The 15,687-nt window shown below is 67.5% G+C and carries 17 protein-coding genes; 5 read left to right on the top strand and 12 right to left on the bottom strand.

Annotation, left to right across the window (positions count from 1 at the left end; all coding sequences use genetic code 11):
* Positions 1 to 171 precede the first annotated feature (171 nt).
* The 7 genes from panB to DW298_RS07670 form a co-directional block, all read right to left on the bottom strand.
* Complete coding sequence (gene panB / locus DW298_RS07700) at positions 172 to 1,041, bottom strand: 3-methyl-2-oxobutanoate hydroxymethyltransferase (RefSeq protein ID WP_136041855.1); 870 nt, start codon at positions 1,039 to 1,041, stop codon at positions 172 to 174.
* A complete protein-coding gene (gene panD, locus DW298_RS07695) occupies positions 1,038 to 1,430 on the bottom strand; it encodes an aspartate 1-decarboxylase (RefSeq protein WP_136041854.1) in 393 nt (130 codons plus the stop codon). The genes panB and panD overlap by 4 nt, the downstream gene beginning before the upstream one ends.
* Positions 1,430 to 2,446 carry a pantoate--beta-alanine ligase gene (gene panC / locus DW298_RS07690; RefSeq protein WP_136041853.1) on the bottom strand — a complete coding sequence of 339 codons (1,017 nt, stop codon included), beginning with the start codon at positions 2,444 to 2,446 and terminating at the stop codon, positions 1,430 to 1,432. The genes panD and panC overlap by 1 nt, the downstream gene beginning before the upstream one ends.
* Positions 2,443 to 3,372 carry a Rossmann-like and DUF2520 domain-containing protein gene (locus DW298_RS07685; protein WP_136041852.1) on the bottom strand — a complete coding sequence of 310 codons (930 nt, stop codon included), beginning with the start codon at positions 3,370 to 3,372 and terminating at the stop codon, positions 2,443 to 2,445. Before DW298_RS07685 ends, panC begins: the two co-directional genes overlap by 4 nt.
* A gap of 222 nt (positions 3,373 to 3,594) precedes the next feature.
* A complete protein-coding gene (locus DW298_RS07680) occupies positions 3,595 to 5,013 on the bottom strand; it encodes an MFS transporter (RefSeq protein ID WP_136041851.1) in 1,419 nt (472 codons plus the stop codon).
* A 112-nt stretch (positions 5,014 to 5,125) separates the two neighbouring features.
* Entirely contained in the window at positions 5,126 to 5,692 is a 567-nt protein-coding gene (locus DW298_RS07675; RefSeq protein ID WP_136041850.1) for a TetR/AcrR family transcriptional regulator, read from the bottom strand.
* Between the two features lie 148 nt (positions 5,693 to 5,840).
* Positions 5,841 to 6,770, bottom strand: coding sequence for an NADP-dependent oxidoreductase (locus DW298_RS07670; RefSeq protein ID WP_136041849.1), 930 nt, complete (start codon positions 6,768 to 6,770; stop codon positions 5,841 to 5,843).
* A gap of 90 nt (positions 6,771 to 6,860) precedes the next feature.
* On the opposite strand from DW298_RS07670, the gene DW298_RS07665 reads away from it, so the two are divergent.
* Positions 6,861 to 7,355 carry a MarR family transcriptional regulator gene (locus DW298_RS07665; protein WP_136041848.1) on the top strand — a complete coding sequence of 165 codons (495 nt, stop codon included), beginning with the start codon at positions 6,861 to 6,863 and terminating at the stop codon, positions 7,353 to 7,355.
* An 18-nt stretch (positions 7,356 to 7,373) separates the two neighbouring features.
* On the opposite strand, the gene DW298_RS07660 is transcribed toward DW298_RS07665, so the two are convergent.
* A complete protein-coding gene (locus DW298_RS07660; RefSeq protein WP_136041847.1) occupies positions 7,374 to 7,676 on the bottom strand; it encodes a helix-turn-helix transcriptional regulator in 303 nt (100 codons plus the stop codon).
* 82 nt (positions 7,677 to 7,758) lie between these two features.
* On the opposite strand from DW298_RS07660, the gene DW298_RS07655 reads away from it, so the two are divergent.
* Positions 7,759 to 8,988 (top strand): MFS transporter, encoded by a 1,230-nt coding sequence (locus DW298_RS07655; protein ID WP_136041846.1) that lies wholly within the window; start codon positions 7,759 to 7,761, stop codon positions 8,986 to 8,988.
* A gap of 71 nt (positions 8,989 to 9,059) precedes the next feature.
* Here DW298_RS07655 and DW298_RS07650 read toward each other — a convergent pair whose 3' ends face one another.
* The 4 genes from DW298_RS07650 to DW298_RS07635 all read right to left on the bottom strand — a co-directional run bounded on the left by DW298_RS07650 (position 9,060) and on the right by DW298_RS07635 (position 11,754).
* Positions 9,060 to 9,971, bottom strand: a complete 912-nt coding sequence (locus DW298_RS07650) for a DUF2510 domain-containing protein (protein ID WP_136041845.1) — start codon at positions 9,969 to 9,971, stop codon at positions 9,060 to 9,062.
* A gap of 117 nt (positions 9,972 to 10,088) precedes the next feature.
* Positions 10,089 to 10,595, bottom strand: a complete 507-nt coding sequence (locus DW298_RS07645) for a hypothetical protein (RefSeq protein WP_136041844.1) — start codon at positions 10,593 to 10,595, stop codon at positions 10,089 to 10,091.
* A gap of 107 nt (positions 10,596 to 10,702) precedes the next feature.
* Positions 10,703 to 11,218, bottom strand: coding sequence for a hypothetical protein (locus DW298_RS07640; protein ID WP_240745055.1), 516 nt, complete (start codon positions 11,216 to 11,218; stop codon positions 10,703 to 10,705).
* An 89-nt stretch (positions 11,219 to 11,307) separates the two neighbouring features.
* A complete protein-coding gene (locus tag DW298_RS07635) occupies positions 11,308 to 11,754 on the bottom strand; it encodes a hypothetical protein (RefSeq protein ID WP_136041843.1) in 447 nt (148 codons plus the stop codon).
* Positions 11,755 to 11,888: 134 nt separating this feature from the next.
* Here DW298_RS07635 and DW298_RS07630 point away from each other — a divergent pair, with 134 nt between their 5' ends.
* From DW298_RS07630 to DW298_RS19300, 3 genes are all read left to right on the top strand, one after another.
* Complete coding sequence (locus DW298_RS07630; RefSeq protein WP_136041842.1) at positions 11,889 to 13,391, top strand: SulP family inorganic anion transporter; 1,503 nt, start codon at positions 11,889 to 11,891, stop codon at positions 13,389 to 13,391.
* Between the two features lie 735 nt (positions 13,392 to 14,126).
* Positions 14,127 to 14,885 carry a hypothetical protein gene (locus DW298_RS07625; protein WP_136041841.1) on the top strand — a complete coding sequence of 253 codons (759 nt, stop codon included), beginning with the start codon at positions 14,127 to 14,129 and terminating at the stop codon, positions 14,883 to 14,885.
* Between the two features lie 372 nt (positions 14,886 to 15,257).
* Positions 15,258 to 15,395, top strand: coding sequence for a hypothetical protein (locus tag DW298_RS19300; RefSeq protein ID WP_168429451.1), 138 nt, complete (start codon positions 15,258 to 15,260; stop codon positions 15,393 to 15,395).
* Positions 15,396 to 15,687: the final 292 nt, after the last annotated feature.

Raw genomic sequence — 15,687 nt, 5'->3', positions numbered from 1 at the left:
TCGCCTCGTGCAACCCGGTCAAAGTGGACATGCTTCATTCTAACCGAGTAACACGCTACCTTCGAAGACTTCTCCGCATCACATCCCGGAATTCCGCAGAAACCCGCGACAGCGCACCCGCGACCACTCCTCCACAGACACCACTCGCCTCGAAACTATCCACTAGTCCCTTCAACGCCCGGCGAGCAACTCCCCGAGCCGCGCGGCTTCACCCTCGGGCATCGCATACCCGTGCTCGGGCGCGGGATACACACCCGCGCGCACCTCCGCCGCATATGCCTCCACCCCGCCGATCGAGGCCGCGCGCAGGTCGGCGTACCGCTTGACGAACTTGGCCGCCGCACCGTCGTACAAACCGAGCAGGTCGTGGAACACCAGCACCTGCCCGTCGGCATCCGCTCCGGCCCCGATGCCGATCACGGGGATGTCGAGCAGCGGCACGAGCGCGGCGGTCACCTCGGACGGCACCGCCTCGATCACGAGCATCGAGCATCCGGCAGTCTGCAGGGCGAGGGCGTCGTCGATCACGGCGAGCGCAGCCTCGGCGGTGCGACCCTGGGCGCGGTAGCCGCCGAGGGCCGTGGCCGTCTGCGGGGTGAGTCCGACGTGACCGACCACGGGGATGCCGGCCTGCACGAGCGCCCGCGCGCGGTCGACGGTCGTGCCGCCGCGCTCGATCTTCACCAGGTCGCAGCCGGCCTCCTTGACGAAGCGCTGCGCGGTCGCGATGGCGAGTTCGTCCGATGCCTCGTACGACCCGAACGGCAGGTCGCCGACCAGCAGCGGAACGGTCAGCCCGCGGCGCACCGCCTTGGTGAGCATCAGCATCTCGTCGACCGTGACCGGCACGGTGCTGTCGTAGCCGAGCACGGTCATCGCCGCGGAATCCCCGACGAGCACGACGTCGACGCCGGCGGCTTCGACGATCTGCGCGCTCGGGTGATCGTAGGCGGTGACCATGACGATCGGTTCGGAGGCATCCCTCTTCGCGGCCAGGGCGGCGAGCGTGACGCGCTTTCGCGGGGCGGCGTGCGCGCTCATGCGCGGGCCTCCGTCAGTAGCAGGTCGACCGCGTCGTCGACCTGGATGATCGCGTTGTCCCGGTCGACGTGCACCACCACCGGTTCGTAGCCCTCGAGGTCTTCGCGCGAGTAGTCGGCGTAGGAGATGACGATGATCGTGTCGCCGGTGTGCACGAGGCGGGCGGCGGCGCCGTTGACCTGGATGACGCCGGATCCGCGCTCCCCCACCAGCGTGTACGTCTCGAAGCGGGCGCCGTTGTCGACGTCGACGACGTGCACCTGCTCATGCGGCAGGATGTCGGCGGCCTCGAGCAGGATGGGGTCGATCGTGATCGAGCCCACGTAGTGCAGGTCACTGGCGGTGATGGTCGCGCGGTGAATCTTCGACTTCAGCATCGTGCGTCGCATCAGGCGTCGCCCTTCGGGTCGGTGGCGGACAGCAGGTCGGCAGCATCCGGGTCGGTGGTCGCGGAATCGGCGGCATCCGGGACAGCGGCATCCGGATCGGCACCGTGCAGGCCGGCATCCGGGTCGACAGCTTCCGGATGTGCAGCATCCGAACCAGCAGCATCCGGATCAACAGCGGACAGCACATGGTTGTCGATCAGTCGGGCGGCGCCGACGTGTGCGGCGACCGCGAGCAGCGCATCCCGCTCGACGCGGGTGACCGGCTCCAGGGTCTCGGCATCGCGAAGCTCCAGATACTCGGGCGAGATCCCGGCCGCATCGAGCACCCGATGCGCCGCCGACAGGATGCCGTAAGCCCCGCGCTCCCCCGCCGCGAACACCGATGCCGCCGCATCCAGCGCCCGATTCAACGCGGTCGCCTGCAGCCGTGCGGCATCGTCGAGGTAGACGTTGCGCGAGCTCATGGCGAGCCCGTCGGCCTCGCGCACGATCGGGCATGCGACGATCCGCACGTCGAGGTCGAGGTCGCGCACGACGCGGCGGACGACCAGCACCTGCTGCGCATCCTTCTGCCCGAAGTACGCCGCATCCGGCCGGACGATCCCGAACAGCTTCGTGACGACCGTGGCGACGCCGTCGAGGTGGTGCGCTCCGCGGCTCGCGCCGTCGAGCACCTCCGTGAGCCCCGCGACGTGGATGTTCGTCGCGAACCCGTCAGGGTAGATCTCGGATGCCGCCGGTGCGAAGAGGATGTCGACGCCCTCGGCTTCGGCGAGCGCCGCGTCGCGGGCCTCATCGCGCGGGTAGCTACTGAGGTCTTCGTTCGCGCCGAACTGGGTCGGGTTGACGAAGAGCGAGACGACGACGAGGTCGGATGCCGCACGCGCGGCCCGCATGAGCGAGAGGTGCCCGTCGTGGAAGGCGCCCATCGTCGGGACGAGGCCGACCGTGCGGTGGGCGAGCCGAGCTTCGCGGATGGCCGCGCGCACCTCGGGGATCGTGCGGAGGATTCTCATGCGGAAGGCTCCTTCGGGGCGCCGGTCGTGTCGCCGGTCGTGTCGCCGGACACCTCGCCGGCCGTCTCATTGGTCGTGTCGCCGGCTACCTCGCCGGCCGCTTCACCGGTCACTTGTCGGGAGAATGTACGGATGTCGGGCGGAACGGCCGCGTTTCCTCCTGCATCCGTACTTTCTCCCGACATCCGTACCGGGTCTTCAGCGCGGGAGACGATCGTCCGCGTGGCGGCCGCGAGGGCGTCGAACAGTTCCTGCAGGGCGAGTTTTTCGGCGGCAGACCTCTGGCGGGCAACCGTCTCCCCGTCGCCGCGGGCGATCGGCCCGGTGAGGGCGTCCTGCGCGCCGAGGCCCTTCCAGTTCTCGACCGTCTGCCCGACGAGCGGGGCGAGGAGTTCGCGAGCATCGTCGCTCGGGATGCCGGCGGCCGCGGCGAGCTGCTCCGCCGCATCGAGCACCGTCAGCACGAAGTTCGAGGCGAAGGATGCCGCCGCGTGATAGCTCGCGCGGTCGTCGACGGTGAAGGGACGAGCCCCCAGAGCCCGGGCCAGCTGTTCGGCGACCGCGCGGGCGTCGTCGGTGCGGCCGGCGAGCGCGGCTCCGATGCCGTGGAACACGTCGGGCGTCTCCGCACCCGTGAAGGTCTGCAGCGGGTGGAGGCTGAAGTCGACGTCGTCGAGCGAGGTGGCACCCGAGACGTGTCCGACGAGCCGCACGTGCGGCCGAGCGACGAACGCGACCGCCGGGATCGCGGCGTCGGGGACGCAGAGCAGCGCGATGTCGGCGTTCGGCATCGACTGGTCACGGCGGAGCGGTCCGAGGACGTCGAATCCGGCCCCGCGCAGCGAGCGGGCGAGTACGCGTCCGAGACGACCGGCGCCGACGATGGCGATGGTCGTTCCTGGCGCAAGGGTGGTGGGGGTCTGCATGTCGATTCCCCGGCCGAGTGGGGGCGGTCCGGATGCCAGAAGTATCCGCCCATCGCTGCATTCGCTCCAAATCTGGGAGCAATGTGACAAGTGACTTACCTCCGTCATGTGCCATTACGGTTATTTTCATCACCAACGAGATGACATATCGCTCTCCCTGCAAAACCGACAGGCCCGTGGAGCACAGGAAGACGCACTCCGCGGGCCCGCGCATCCGGGACCTCAGTCGCGACGCCAGACCGCGACGATCCCCGCCCCGACGACCGCGAGCCCTGCTGCCCCGAGGAAGAGCCAGGAGAATCCGCCGGTGAGCGCCTCCGCAGACGACGCACCCTCTGCCGACAGCGCGGCGGTGCGCAAACCGGCGACCGTGCCGAGCACGGCCAGTCCGATCGCGCCGCCGATCTGCTGGCTGGTGTTGACGAGTCCGCCGGCGAGCCCGGCCTCTCCACCTTCGACGCCATCGACCGCCAGCTGAGTGGTCGCGACGACTGCGCCACCGAGTCCGACCCCGATCAGGAGGGTCGGGCCGAGCAGGTGTGTGACGAACACGGCATCCGCCGGGGATGCGGCGAGCCAGACGAGGCCAGCGGCCAGAACGAGCAACGCGCCGATCAGCACCGGCCGCGTGCCGACGCGGGCGATCAGGGCGGGCACGCCACCGGCGACGATCACGAGCACACCGGCGAGGGGCAGCTGGGTCAGGCCCGCAGTGAGGGCGTCGTAGCCGAGCACGGCCTGCATGTAGACCGAGAGGGCGAAGAAGAGCGCGACCATGGTGGCCCCGCCGAGCAGCATGACGGTGTTGCCGAGCGCGAGATTGCGGTTGCGGAACACGCGGAGCGGGACGAGGGGCTCGGCGGCACGGCGCTCGATCGCCACGAAGACCACGCCGAGCACCAGGGCGAGGGCGAGCAGACCCAGCGGGAGCGGGTGCACGAAGCCGACCCGCTCGACTGCGCTGAGGGCGCCGACCAGCGCGACGAGTGCAGCGGTGACGGTCACAGCCCCGGCGGCATCCAGACGTCCGGGAGTGCGGATGCCGTCGCGGTTGATAAGCAGCGGGATCGCGATGAGCACGAGCGCTCCGACGGGCACGTTCACGAAGAACACCGATTGCCAGCCGAGTGTCGCCGTGAGCACCCCGCCCAGCAGCACCCCCGCGGCCGATCCGATGCCGGCGACGGCTCCCCACACGCCCAGCGCCTTGGTGCGCTCGGTGTCGTTCGGGAACAGCTGGGTCAGCAGCGCGAGGGCGGCGGGGGCGAGGAGTGCAGCCGAGACGCCCTGCAGGGCGCGGGCGGCGAGAAGCATCTCGCTCGAGACGGACAGGCCGGCGAGGGCGGACGCCGCGACGAATCCGGCCGTTCCGATCAGGAACACCCGGCGGTGCCCGTAGCGGTCGGCAAGGCGTCCGCCGAGGAGGAGCAGTCCGCCGAACGCGAGCACGTAGGCGGTGATGACCCAGGCGAGGGCGGCGGTGTCCATGCCGAGCTGGCGGCCGAGGACGGGGAGGGCGATGTTCACGATCGAGGCGTCGAGCACCACGAGGAACTGCGCGAGCGCGAGGACGCTGAGGGCGAGCCAGCGGCGCGTACTGCGCGGCGCGGCGGCAGTCGGGAGGGAGGTGAGAGTGGTCATGACGTGCTCCGTTTCTGATTTCTTGTCTGTGATGGCTCAGAGTCGATCTGATGAGTGATTACTCACTCACTCTTGCGGGCATGCAGAAGGGACGACGCCCCGGGCGGGTGCATCAGTCGGGGTGCGTGATCCCCCTGGTCAACAGAGCGACCCAGTCTCCCGGGCGCCCGTCGAGCTGCGTCGTGACGATCAGGTGGCAGAGCTGCCCGTAGGCGATGAAGCGCTGCACGTCGTCGTCGCTCGCCCGCGAACGCATCTTCGCGAAGGTGGTCACGCGCTCCAGCCCTTTGCGCAACGCCTCCCCGATCGCGGGGATCTCGGCGACCGACTGCGCGTGCACCTGCAGCATCAGCAGTTTCCGGTCGGCGATGAGGTGCGCGTAGGCGTCGCCCATCGCGTCGAGCACGCTTTCGGGCGAGGTGTCGGCCGCGGCATCCGCACCCTCTTCGAGGGCGGAGACGATCGCGTCGAAGCAGGCCTCGAGCGCCACGACGAACAGCGCCTCCTTGCCGGAGTACAGCTTGAAGACGTAGGCCGGGGAGATCTTGGCCTCGCGGGCCACGTCGGCGACGGTCGTGCCGTGGTAGCCACTGCGCGCGAACGCCGCCAACGCCGCCGCGGCCACGAGGGGCCGGCGGGCATCGGCCGTCGAGAGGATGGAACTGCGCGTCGTGAACATATGAGTGACTGTACACTCACTCGTCTTCGAGGCGCAAGATGCGGCGCACACCTGTCGGACCGATTCACACCTGTCGGACCAATGCACAGCGTGTCACCCGACATCCGTACATCCTCCCGACATCCGCACCGCACCCCCCACACCGTCGTCACGGCACGACGATCACCTTGCCCGCGATCGGCCCGGCAGCCGCCTCGGCATGAAGCGCCGGGAGCTCAGCCAGCGGGATACGCCGCGTGACCTCGAGGTGCAGATCACCCGAATCGACGAGTCCGACAAGCTCCGCCAGCCGTGCGGCGTCGCTGCGGACGAACACGACCACCGAGCGCACGTCGCGGTCGGCGTCGTCGGGCGCCGGCATCCAGGCGGTCGTGCTCAGGACGATGCCTCCGTCGCGGACCAGCGCGACCAGGGCGGCGAACTCGTCCGGCTCGATCGGGGCCAGGTTGAGGAGCATGTCGACCGGCTCGGAGACCGCCTCGAGCACGGGCGTGACCGTGTGGTCGATGATCTCGTGCGCACCGGCGGCGCGCACAGCATCCGCACTCCGCGGGCTCGCGGTCGCGACGACGTGCGCCCCCGCCCTGGCCGCGAGCGCGATCGCATACTTCCCCACGACTCCTCCGGCGCCCACGATGAGCACGCGCTGGCCCGCCTGCAGGTCGCCGTCTTCGAAGAGCGCCTGCCGCGCGGTGAGCACGACCGAGGGGAATGCCGCGGCATCGGCGAGCGGAACACTCGTCGGGGCCGGCACCAGGGCATCCGCCGGCGCGATCGTGCACTCCGCCGCGCCGCCGTCTTCGCCCATCGGCAGGAAGCCGATCACGGGGTCGCCGATCGCGAAGCCCGTGACACCCTCGCCGACGGCATCCACCGTGCCCGAGACGTCGTAGCCGGGAATGTGCGGCAGGGTCAGCGGGATCGGCAGGAAGCCCGCCCGCATGCCGTTGTCCGCCGCGCTGAACGCCGAGGCTGCGACCCGCAGCCGCACCTGACCCGCGCCGGGATTCGGCTGCTCGATCTCGCCGTACTGCAGGACTTCAGGTCCGCCCACTTCGTGGAACCGTACTGCCTTCATGATTCTCTCCTTCGTCTGATGCTTCGAATTCGAAGCAATAACGCGACAGTAGCACTGCTTCGAATTCGAAGCAACACGTATACTGGACGGATGAGCCCCACTCCTCCCCGGCTGTCGCCGAAAGAGCTCTCGGCATACTTCGCGTTCACCGAGGTGAGCAGCCTGCTGCGGCACTCGGTCGAGAAGCAGCTGAAGGATGCCGGGCAGCTCAGCTATGTGCAGTTCCAGCTGCTCGCGCGGCTCGGCGACGCTCCGGGCGGGAGTCAGCGCATGACCGACCTCGCCGACGGAGTGGTCTACAGCCGCAGCGGTCTGACCTATCAGGCGCAGCTGCTGGAGCAGCGGGGCCTCGTCACCCGCACTCCGTCACCGGAGGATGAGCGGAGCACGAACGTCACGATCACCGAGGAGGGACGCGGCGTGCTCGCGGCGGTCTTCCCGGGGCACATCGAGACGGTCAAGAGCCTGTTGTTCGATTCGCTCACCGCCGACGATGTCGACGGACTCGAGCGCGTGCTCACGCAGGTCAGCACCCACCTGCGGGCGAACCCGCCGCGGTCAGCGGGGAGCCGGAAGAAGGGCTGAACCGACGGATCGCATCCGTCAGCGGAGCACGGAGTCCAGCAGCCCGGGGAAGAGCGCGTCGAGGTCGTCGCGCCGCAGCGTCAGCATCCGTCGGCGCCCGTTCGGCTCGTTGCGGATGACGCCGGACTCGCGCAGCACCTTCATGAAGTGCGACTTGGTCGACTTCGGCAGGTTCGGGTCGGTGGCGTGGCAGGACGCCATGTCGAGGGGACCGTCGGCGAGCTGGCGCGTGATGGCGAGGCGCTCGGGGTCGCTGAGCGCGAAGAGCACATCGGTGAGTTGGATCTCGGAGCGCTCCGGGTGCGGAAGATCGCCAGGCATGGTTCGAGAATAGTTGAACAATCGATGGATGGCGAGTACGCTCCGATAGTTCGATGATTCTCGAACCTTATAAGGAGTCGCCATGACCAGCACCGCGCCGATCATCCGCCCGTCGATCGCGGGCAGCGCGTCGTCGGGTGCCGTCCCCCGCACGCGGTTCGGGTTCGTGCTCGCGATCGTGGCGCAGATCCTGATGATGGTCGGGGCGAGTGCGCCGTCGCCCTTCTATCCGGTGCTCGCGCACGACATCGGGTTCCCGGCAGTCGTGATCAGCGCCGTGTTCGCCGTCTACGCGGTGGCACTGCTGCTCACCCTCCTCACCGCCGGGTCGCTCTCGGACCACGCCGGCCGTCGTCCGGTCGTGATCGCGGGGTTCCTGTTGCTGGCGGGGAGCATGTTCCTGTTCTGGCACGCGGATGCCGTCGCGATGCTGTTCCTCGCGCGCATCCTGCAAGGGGTCGCGAGCGGTCTGCTGATCTCGGCGCTGTCGGCGACGGTGCTCGACTTCGCGCCGGGCGGGCGCGCCGGGGTCGCGGCACTGTGGAACGCGCTGAGCCCGGGGATCGGACTCGCGCTCGGAGCACTCGTGTCGGCCGTGGTGCTCGACGTCAGCGGCGAGGCGCTGCTCGATGTGTTCGCGCCGTTGAGCTCGGCGTACATCCTGCTCGCGGCGCTGTTCTTCCTGGTGCCCGAGACGGCGCCGCGCAAGCCAGGGGTGTGGGCGTCGCTGAGCTTCCGGCTGTCGATCCCGCCCGCCATCCGCGCGGACTTCTGGCGCGGGGCTCCGGCCGTGATCGCGGGCTGGGCGACGGGTGGACTGTTCCTGTCGCTGGGCGCGAACATCGTGCGCGGGGAGCTCGGCGGCGAGGCACATGTGTGGCAGGGGCTCGGGGTCGTGCTGCTCGCCGGGGTCGGCGCCGTGACGGCGTTCGTGCTGCGCAAGATCGCCGCGCGGTCGATGGTGCTGTTCGGCACGTCGGCGCTCGCGGTCGGGACTCTGCTGTCGTTGATCGCGTTGGGCGTCGGTTCGCTGCCGTTCTACCTCTTCGCCGCCGCCGTCACCGGAATGGGCTTCGGCACCGCGTTCTCGGGAGTCGTCGCATCGCTCGCACCGCGGATCCCGGCGACGCAGCGCGCCGACACCTTCGCCGTGATCTACCTGCTGGCATACCTGGCGTTCGGGGTGCCGGCCGTGATCGCCGGAGCACTGGTCGGGGTGGTCGGACTCGAGGCCGTGTGCGTGGGATACGGGGTCGTGGTGATCGCGCTGGCGGGGGTCGCGTTCGGACTGCGCGTGCGGGCGGGGCGGTAGATCCGCTCACGAATCGAGGCCCCGGCAGCATGAGCTGACCGGGGCCTCGGTTCGATGCGACTGCGAAACGGCTACGGCTTGATGAAGACCTCATCGGCCAGGAATCCGGGCTGCACACGGATGAGGATCGCCTCGCCGTCCGGGACCAGGAACGCCTGTGAGCCGGTGAGACTCCCGCCCGAATACAGCTCGTCCAGCGAGAAGTCGTCCGTCAAACTCACGAAACTGTCGTAGCTGTCGATGACGTTGCCCGCCGACGTGACGGCATCGACCATGACCTCCATCGAGTACGACGAGTCCGCGCCTGTGTACGTGATCGTGTAGTTGACGATCTCGTAGTGAGAACCTGCCGGCGCCGGCTCGTTGAACTGGTTGGCTTCGGCGACGATCGTGTTGCCGTCGGGGTTGTGGGAGTTGACCACAACGGTCCAGTCGGAGTTGCTGATCTTGGATCCGAGCGGCAGCGGGTTGTCGCGCGTGCCGGCCTCTGCGTCAGTGGACTCTTCCTCTGCCGGGGCGGCTTCTTCTTCCGAATCGCCGGGTTCAGTGACAGTGGTCTCACCGCTCCCGAACGCGTCATCGACAGAGGCCGCGACGACGCTGGCGAACACGACGACCCCGATGATCGTGCCGACGATCGACAGCACGAGGCCGATGATGCCGAGCCACTTCTTGTCGCCCTTCAGGAAGAGCGACACGATACTGAGCACGAAGGCGGTCGGCAGCAGGATCCAGCCGACGATGAGGGCGCCCGGGATGCAGGCGAAGATGAACCCGACCGCAGCGACGATGGCAGAAACGAGCGCGAGAACGTTGAGCTTCTTGGGAGCCGGCTCGGCGGAAGCTACCGGCGCGGCGGTCGTCGTGGCTGCCGGAGCGTTGAACTCATCGGCGAACGTTCCCCACTGCTGACCGTCCCACCAGCGCTGACGACCGGAACCGTCGTCGTACCAGCCGGCGGGAGGGGTGTTCGGTGTTGTCATGGGCTCATCCTGGCAGAACGCTGTGAGCCGGATCGGCGGCGTTGCTGCTTCGTTATGGGAGCCCGATCAGCGGGAGCGCCCTGCGATCAACCCAGGATGATCGGGGGCGCCAGCACCCTATGCGCGTGCGAGCAGACCTTCGGTGTCGCGAACCCAGGCGACGTTCGAACTGTCGCGGAACGACATCCCGACGATGCGGCGCTTTCTCGACTTCGTGACCGGGCGGATCTCCTCGTCGAACGAACGCAACCGTGAGGCGAACGTCCAGCCATAGGCCTGCGGACCTTCCTCGAGGTAGTAGGAACCGGGCGGCAGAATCGTGAGCCGCACCGGAGTCCGCTCCACCTCGTCGGCGCCGGTCACCCGAACTTCGACGTCGTAGATCGCCTGCTCGGAGGAGTTCACGATGACGACCCCGTAGAACTCTCGTTGACTGATCCGGGTCGCCACCCACGCGAACGCCTTGCTCGCCTGTGATTGCACTTCGCGCGCTGCTGCGGTGGCGTCCCGCTTCGCTTCGATGCCGAACAGGCGGGCCGCATTCTTCGCACCGAAGACGGCGGCGAGGAGAGCTCCGATGGCGGTGAGGGCGGTGACGACGTCTGCGACGGATCCGAGCTGCATGCCGTCAATGTAGGGACGGCATCCGTCGACGGGAGGCCGACGGGCGGATTTTCCTCCAGGGAATACCGGTGTACTCGTCCGACCGTCGGTGGTGCGCGATGCTGAGCTCAGGACCCCGTCATCGGCTCGGTCACGACGTCGATGACCCCGAGCGGGAACGGACTGAAGTAAGTCCACGAGCCGGAGGAGAAGTGCTCGAGCGGGGTGAGTTGGAACCACACATGCGACACGACGAGCGCGATGGCGACGAGCAGGCCGGCTCCTTGGATCGCACGCTCCAGGGTCCGCAGGGCCGCGCGCTCGTCGGATGCCTTGGCGACGCGGCCGATCGCGAGCAGGACGATCAGCGCGATGCCTGCGTAGACGAACACGCTGGGGCGGAGCGTCAGTGAGACGCAGAGCGGAGCCTGGTCGACCGACCGGCCGTCGGCGTCGATGAACCCACCGTTGGCGTCGACGCCGCCTGGGCAGAGGCCCTTGCTGCCGGTCATGAAGGTGGCGTACACGAGTCCCGCGACGATCGTCCAGATGAGCGTTCGGCGGATGCCCGCGATCACTGCGGCGAAGGGGAGCCCGGAGACGGCGGTGTCGGCCTGCGCGGGTGAGGGCGGGGTGAGTGACACGGCGGACTCCTTCGAGGTCGGTCCCCTTCATCATGTCGGAGGAACCGGCGGGGCGGAAGGGCGGAGGAGCCGAGCGCGCCGAGCGGCGCTCAGGTGAAGGTGAGGGTGAGGCTCGGCGCGGACGACGCGCTGGGAGTCAGCGAAGCGACGAGCACCTCGGTCGTGGGCGGCGTGCGCGTGAAGTAGCCGAGGAACGGGGTGGTCAGCGATCCCTGCGCGGGAATGGTCGCCGTGCATACGGCGGTGGTCGAGGTGAGCGAGACCTCCCAGGGGCCGAACCCGTATCCGTAGAGTTCCACGGCCCCTTGCGACCTGGGGGCGACGAAGACGACGTCGATGGGGTCGTCGCTGGAGTTCGTCGCGGTGAAGTAGGTCTCCGCCTGTCGGGATGTGACCATCTGGGCCGTCCATGTCCACGTCAGGGCCTGCGTGCTCGCTGCGGCGAGCGGGGTCGCGGCGGCGACGGCGATGACGGGCGCGGCCCATACGGCCGCTCGCAACACGGTGCGTCGATCCGGTGCGTTCGTCTCTTCCACGGATCTCCCTTTGCCGCGTCGCCGAGCCCCGCGCCCGATCGATTCTGAGACTAGTGGAGGTGACGCGCCGCTCCATGACGGATCTACGCTGGAACGTCTGCCTCACTCTCGAGGCGCCTTTCCCTGGAGCATCCATGTCTGCAATGACGATCGACGATCGCGCCCGGTACCGGGCGAACCCCTCGGTGCTGACCGCGCTGAAGAACCCGCGGATGCTGACCCGGGAGGTGCTGGCCGGGCTCGTCGTCGGGCTCGCGCTCATCCCCGAGGCGATCGCGTTCTCGGTGATCGCGGGCGTCGACCCGAAGGTGGGGCTGTTCTCGTCGTTCATCATGGCGGTGTCGATCGCGTTCCTCGGCGGGCGTCCGGCGATGGTCACAGCGGCGACCGGAGCCGTGGCGCTCGTGATCGCACCCGTCGCGCCGACGTACGGGCTCGACTACTTCATCGCGACGGTCATCCTCGCCGGCATCTTCCAGGTGATCCTCGGGGTGATCGGCGTCGCGAAGCTCATGCGCTTCATCCCCCGCAGCGTGATGGTCGGGTTCGTGAACGCGCTGGCGATCTTCGTGTTCAGCTCGCAGTTCCCGCAGCTGATCGACGTGCCGTGGCTGGTGTATCCGCTGGTCGCGCTCGGGATCGTCGTGATGATCCTGATGCCGAAGATCACCAAGATCGTGCCGGCGCCGCTCGTCTCGGTCGTCATCGTGACGGGTGTCGTGCTCGCGTTCGGCATCACCGTGCCCACGGTCGGCGACCAGGGCGAACTGCCGAAGAGTCTGCCGGAGTTGTTCATCCCGAACGTTCCGCTGACGTGGGAGACCTTCACGATCATCGCGCCGTTCGCGCTCGGGGTTGCGCTGGTCGGGCTGATGGAGTCGCTGCTCACCGCGAAGCTCGTCGACGAGATCACCGACACCCACTCGCGCAAGAGTCGTGAGGCGTGGGGACAGGGCGTGGCGAACGTGCTGTCGGGGATCTTCGGCGGCATGGGCGGCTGCGCCGTGATCGGTCAGACCATGATCAACGTGAAGGCGTCCGGCGCGCGGACCCGAATTTCGACGTTCTGCGCCGGAATCTTCCTGTTCCTGCTAGTCGTCGTTTTCGGGGACTTCGTCGGGACGATCCCGATGGCAGCCCTCGTGGCCGTGATGATCATGGTCGCGATCGGGGCATTCGACTGGCACAGCGTGCGACCGTCGACGTTGAAGCGGATGCCGAAGAGCGAGACGTTCGTGATGGTCGCGACGGTGGTGCTGGTGTTGATTACGCACAATCTCGCGGTCGGGGTGGTCGGCGGGGTGCTGGTTGCGTCGGTGCTGTTCGTGCGGCGGGTGGCGCACTTCGTGTCGGTGACGCGCGTGTTGTCTGAGGCAGGGGATGTTGTGACGTACGTCGTGGAGGGGGAGTTGTTCTTCGCGTCGAGCAATGACCTGACGACGTTGTTCTCTTACTCAGACGATCCATCTCGGGTCGTGATTGATCTGTCCGGGTCGCATGTGTGGGATGCGTCGACCGTTGCCGCGTTGGATGCGATCGAGACGAAGTATCAGGCGTTGGGGAAGACGGTGGAGATCGTCGGGATGAATGAGAGTAGTTCGCGGATGCGCGGGCGGTTGACGGGTGGGTTCGAGTAGGCTGCGATACTCCACGAGAAGTCGCCCCGCGCGCGTTCAGCTGCTGAGCTACGGCGACGCCGACATGGTCGCGGCTCGACATGAGAGCCTACGGGCCAGCCCCTGACCTCAACCGCGGATCGAGCCGATACCTCAAGCAAGCCGCTGCGGTAGCAGACGGGCGCTGGCGCGGCGCCGGCGGCGCCGGGGCTTGCGGGGTCCTGTGGGGTCCTGTGCATCACCGGTCGCTCTGTGGGTTCGCCAAAAATCCGGCGACGGACGTGTCGTACAGCATGTGTGTTCAGCGTGCGGGCAGTTTCTGGCCGGCTGATGGGGCTGCGGGCGTGCGGACTGCGGTGCAGGGATTGCACCCAGTGCGACGGAACGATCACGCATTAGGCCGTCAGGCTCGAGGCCTGCGGGGATGTGTTGAGGAGTCGGTGACGCCTCAGGAGGCCGGGAGACGGATCGCCGGTCGCGGGGGGTCCGCGGTAGTCGAGCGGAACGAAGCCTTAAGTGGGTTGATCCGCGCGTCGCGCAGCGCAACGGGCCGACCTCATAAGTCGACAAGGATTACACGCAGTTCCGCCCTGCGGCAGCCGAGACGCCCCAGATGAGTACACGTCGTTGCCCCCGCGCAGGATCAATATCAGGTTAAAGCTGGGAGTTAGCTGCAAACACCAACAGATGTTGTTAGTTATTCAACGCAAGATGCTAGCATGATGATGTTGGCCGACGAAGACGATTGGAGGGGCCATGGACATCGGGGCAGCCTCAATGATGCTTCGTGACGCTCGACGAGAACTGAACGAAGCTCGTGTGCGCGTTGCACACCTCGAACAGGTCGTCGATGGCCTGACTGGGCTTCTCAACGCCGCGGGTGTGGACGTTGGAGTCGCGCGTCCTCGCCCAGACACGCTGAACGGGGCTGCGGGGCCGCAAGAGACGGAAGCCAACATGCGCCCCCGCGATGCTGTGCTGCACGTACTCAAGCGTCGACCCGGCTACAACTTCACGCCGCGGCGCATCTACGACTACCTCGTTGAGCACGGCATGGTGAACACAGAGATGAAGTCGGGGATCGCCGCTTACGACATGGCCTTGCGACGGCTCGCCGAGGAGAACGACAGTGGCGTGGAGCGCAACGAAGAGCGCGGCACCTACATTTATCGACGAGGTGTCACACCAATGAGCAAGGCGCGCAATAGCGTGACCCATTCGGCCAGCGCTGGCCGACGCCAACTGCTCGATGAACAGGACGCTCAGCGAGATCTCGCGTCCGGAGGATCAGCACAAGAACGCGAATTGCTGCGGAGTGCGCGCCTTGCCGAAGAAGAGCTTATGCGCGCCACTCGCCACAACGAAGACGTGGTTCACGCCAGGGAGCAGAGCATTTCTCGCGCTGAACGCGACGAGCGAGTGGAGATCGAGCGGAACCGTCGTGAACTGGAAGAGAAGTTCGGCATCGTCACTCGCCCGAACTCCGAGACGAAGGAGCGGGGTCGAGATGTCTAGCCGAGCCGCTCCGCTCACCAATCATGTTTCACTTGGCGCCCGAAGAAATAGTCGGAGGTATGCCACACAAGTCGAAAGAAAGCTTCGGAACGTCCGAGGTTACGTTTCCACTCCGGGTGATGATCGTAGTTGCGAACCTACAGTCATCGACCTTACGAGCCTGAGGGGGAGATGTCAATCTCCCCCGGAGCGGGAACCTGAGCTTTCGGGAAAGGCAGGTCGGCCATGGCGCGTATCACACGTCGCACTGTCCGTATCCGTATTCGTATCAAGCCCCGCGGCTGATCGGTGATGGATACGCGTTGCGCTTCGGTGCGGCTCGGCACCCAAGCGCAACGCCCCCTCAAGGATCAACCAAAGTAAGGACCCAGTATGTCGAAGAACTCTAAGCAGACCAGCAGTAAGGCAGCGACCGCAGCAAGCAAGGTGCTCCGCGATGGGCGCACCTCGGTGGCCTCGAAAACCGCCGCGGCCAGCGCGCTCAGCCAGAAGGGCAAGGGCAGGGCCTAGCGTCGAGAGCTGGTGCGGCCGGTGCGTAACACCGCACCAGCTCTCGCAAGGAGGTGCTGCCTCAGCGATGATCGAGGACCGTAACAGCGCTACCGCTGGAGATGCGAAGGCAGACCGAACCTGGGCCGCCTCCCGGGGCCCCAATGCTCCCTCCGCCCCACGTCGTAATGGAGAAGCAGGCCGATAGGAGCATTGACCCCGCCAGCCGATCCCTTCCTTCGGCCGAGTTACCGCACAGCGCGCCACGGCGCGGTAGATCTGGACTCGGATACAGTTCATAGACTCGGATACA

This window comes from Microbacterium sp. A20 (genome assembly GCF_004794515.1).
Lineage (GTDB): Bacteria > Actinomycetota > Actinomycetes > Actinomycetales > Microbacteriaceae > Microbacterium.
This window is presented reverse-complemented; position numbering and strand designations above follow the sequence as displayed.

Bases quoted from the DNA above. Each gene is read 5' to 3' on its own strand.
- panB (WP_136041855.1), bottom strand. From the start codon at position 1,041: ATGAGCGCGCACGCCGCCCCGCGAAAGCGCGTCACGCTCGCCGCCCTG.
- panD (WP_136041854.1), bottom strand. From the start codon at position 1,430: ATGCGACGCACGATGCTGAAGTCGAAGATTCACCGCGCGACCATCACC.
- panC (WP_136041853.1), bottom strand. From the start codon at position 2,446: ATGAGAATCCTCCGCACGATCCCCGAGGTGCGCGCGGCCATCCGCGAA.
- DW298_RS07685 (WP_136041852.1), bottom strand. From the start codon at position 3,372: ATGCAGACCCCCACCACCCTTGCGCCAGGAACGACCATCGCCATCGTC.
- DW298_RS07680 (WP_136041851.1), bottom strand. From the start codon at position 5,013: ATGACCACTCTCACCTCCCTCCCGACTGCCGCCGCGCCGCGCAGTACG.
- DW298_RS07675 (WP_136041850.1), bottom strand. From the start codon at position 5,692: ATGTTCACGACGCGCAGTTCCATCCTCTCGACGGCCGATGCCCGCCGG.
- DW298_RS07670 (WP_136041849.1), bottom strand. From the start codon at position 6,770: ATGAAGGCAGTACGGTTCCACGAAGTGGGCGGACCTGAAGTCCTGCAG.
- DW298_RS07665 (WP_136041848.1), top strand. From the start codon at position 6,861: ATGAGCCCCACTCCTCCCCGGCTGTCGCCGAAAGAGCTCTCGGCATAC.
- DW298_RS07660 (WP_136041847.1), bottom strand. From the start codon at position 7,676: ATGCCTGGCGATCTTCCGCACCCGGAGCGCTCCGAGATCCAACTCACC.
- DW298_RS07655 (WP_136041846.1), top strand. From the start codon at position 7,759: ATGACCAGCACCGCGCCGATCATCCGCCCGTCGATCGCGGGCAGCGCG.
- DW298_RS07650 (WP_136041845.1), bottom strand. From the start codon at position 9,971: ATGACAACACCGAACACCCCTCCCGCCGGCTGGTACGACGACGGTTCC.
- DW298_RS07645 (WP_136041844.1), bottom strand. From the start codon at position 10,595: ATGCAGCTCGGATCCGTCGCAGACGTCGTCACCGCCCTCACCGCCATC.
- DW298_RS07630 (WP_136041842.1), top strand. From the start codon at position 11,889: ATGTCTGCAATGACGATCGACGATCGCGCCCGGTACCGGGCGAACCCC.
- DW298_RS07625 (WP_136041841.1), top strand. From the start codon at position 14,127: ATGGACATCGGGGCAGCCTCAATGATGCTTCGTGACGCTCGACGAGAA.
- DW298_RS19300 (WP_168429451.1), top strand. From the start codon at position 15,258: ATGTCGAAGAACTCTAAGCAGACCAGCAGTAAGGCAGCGACCGCAGCA.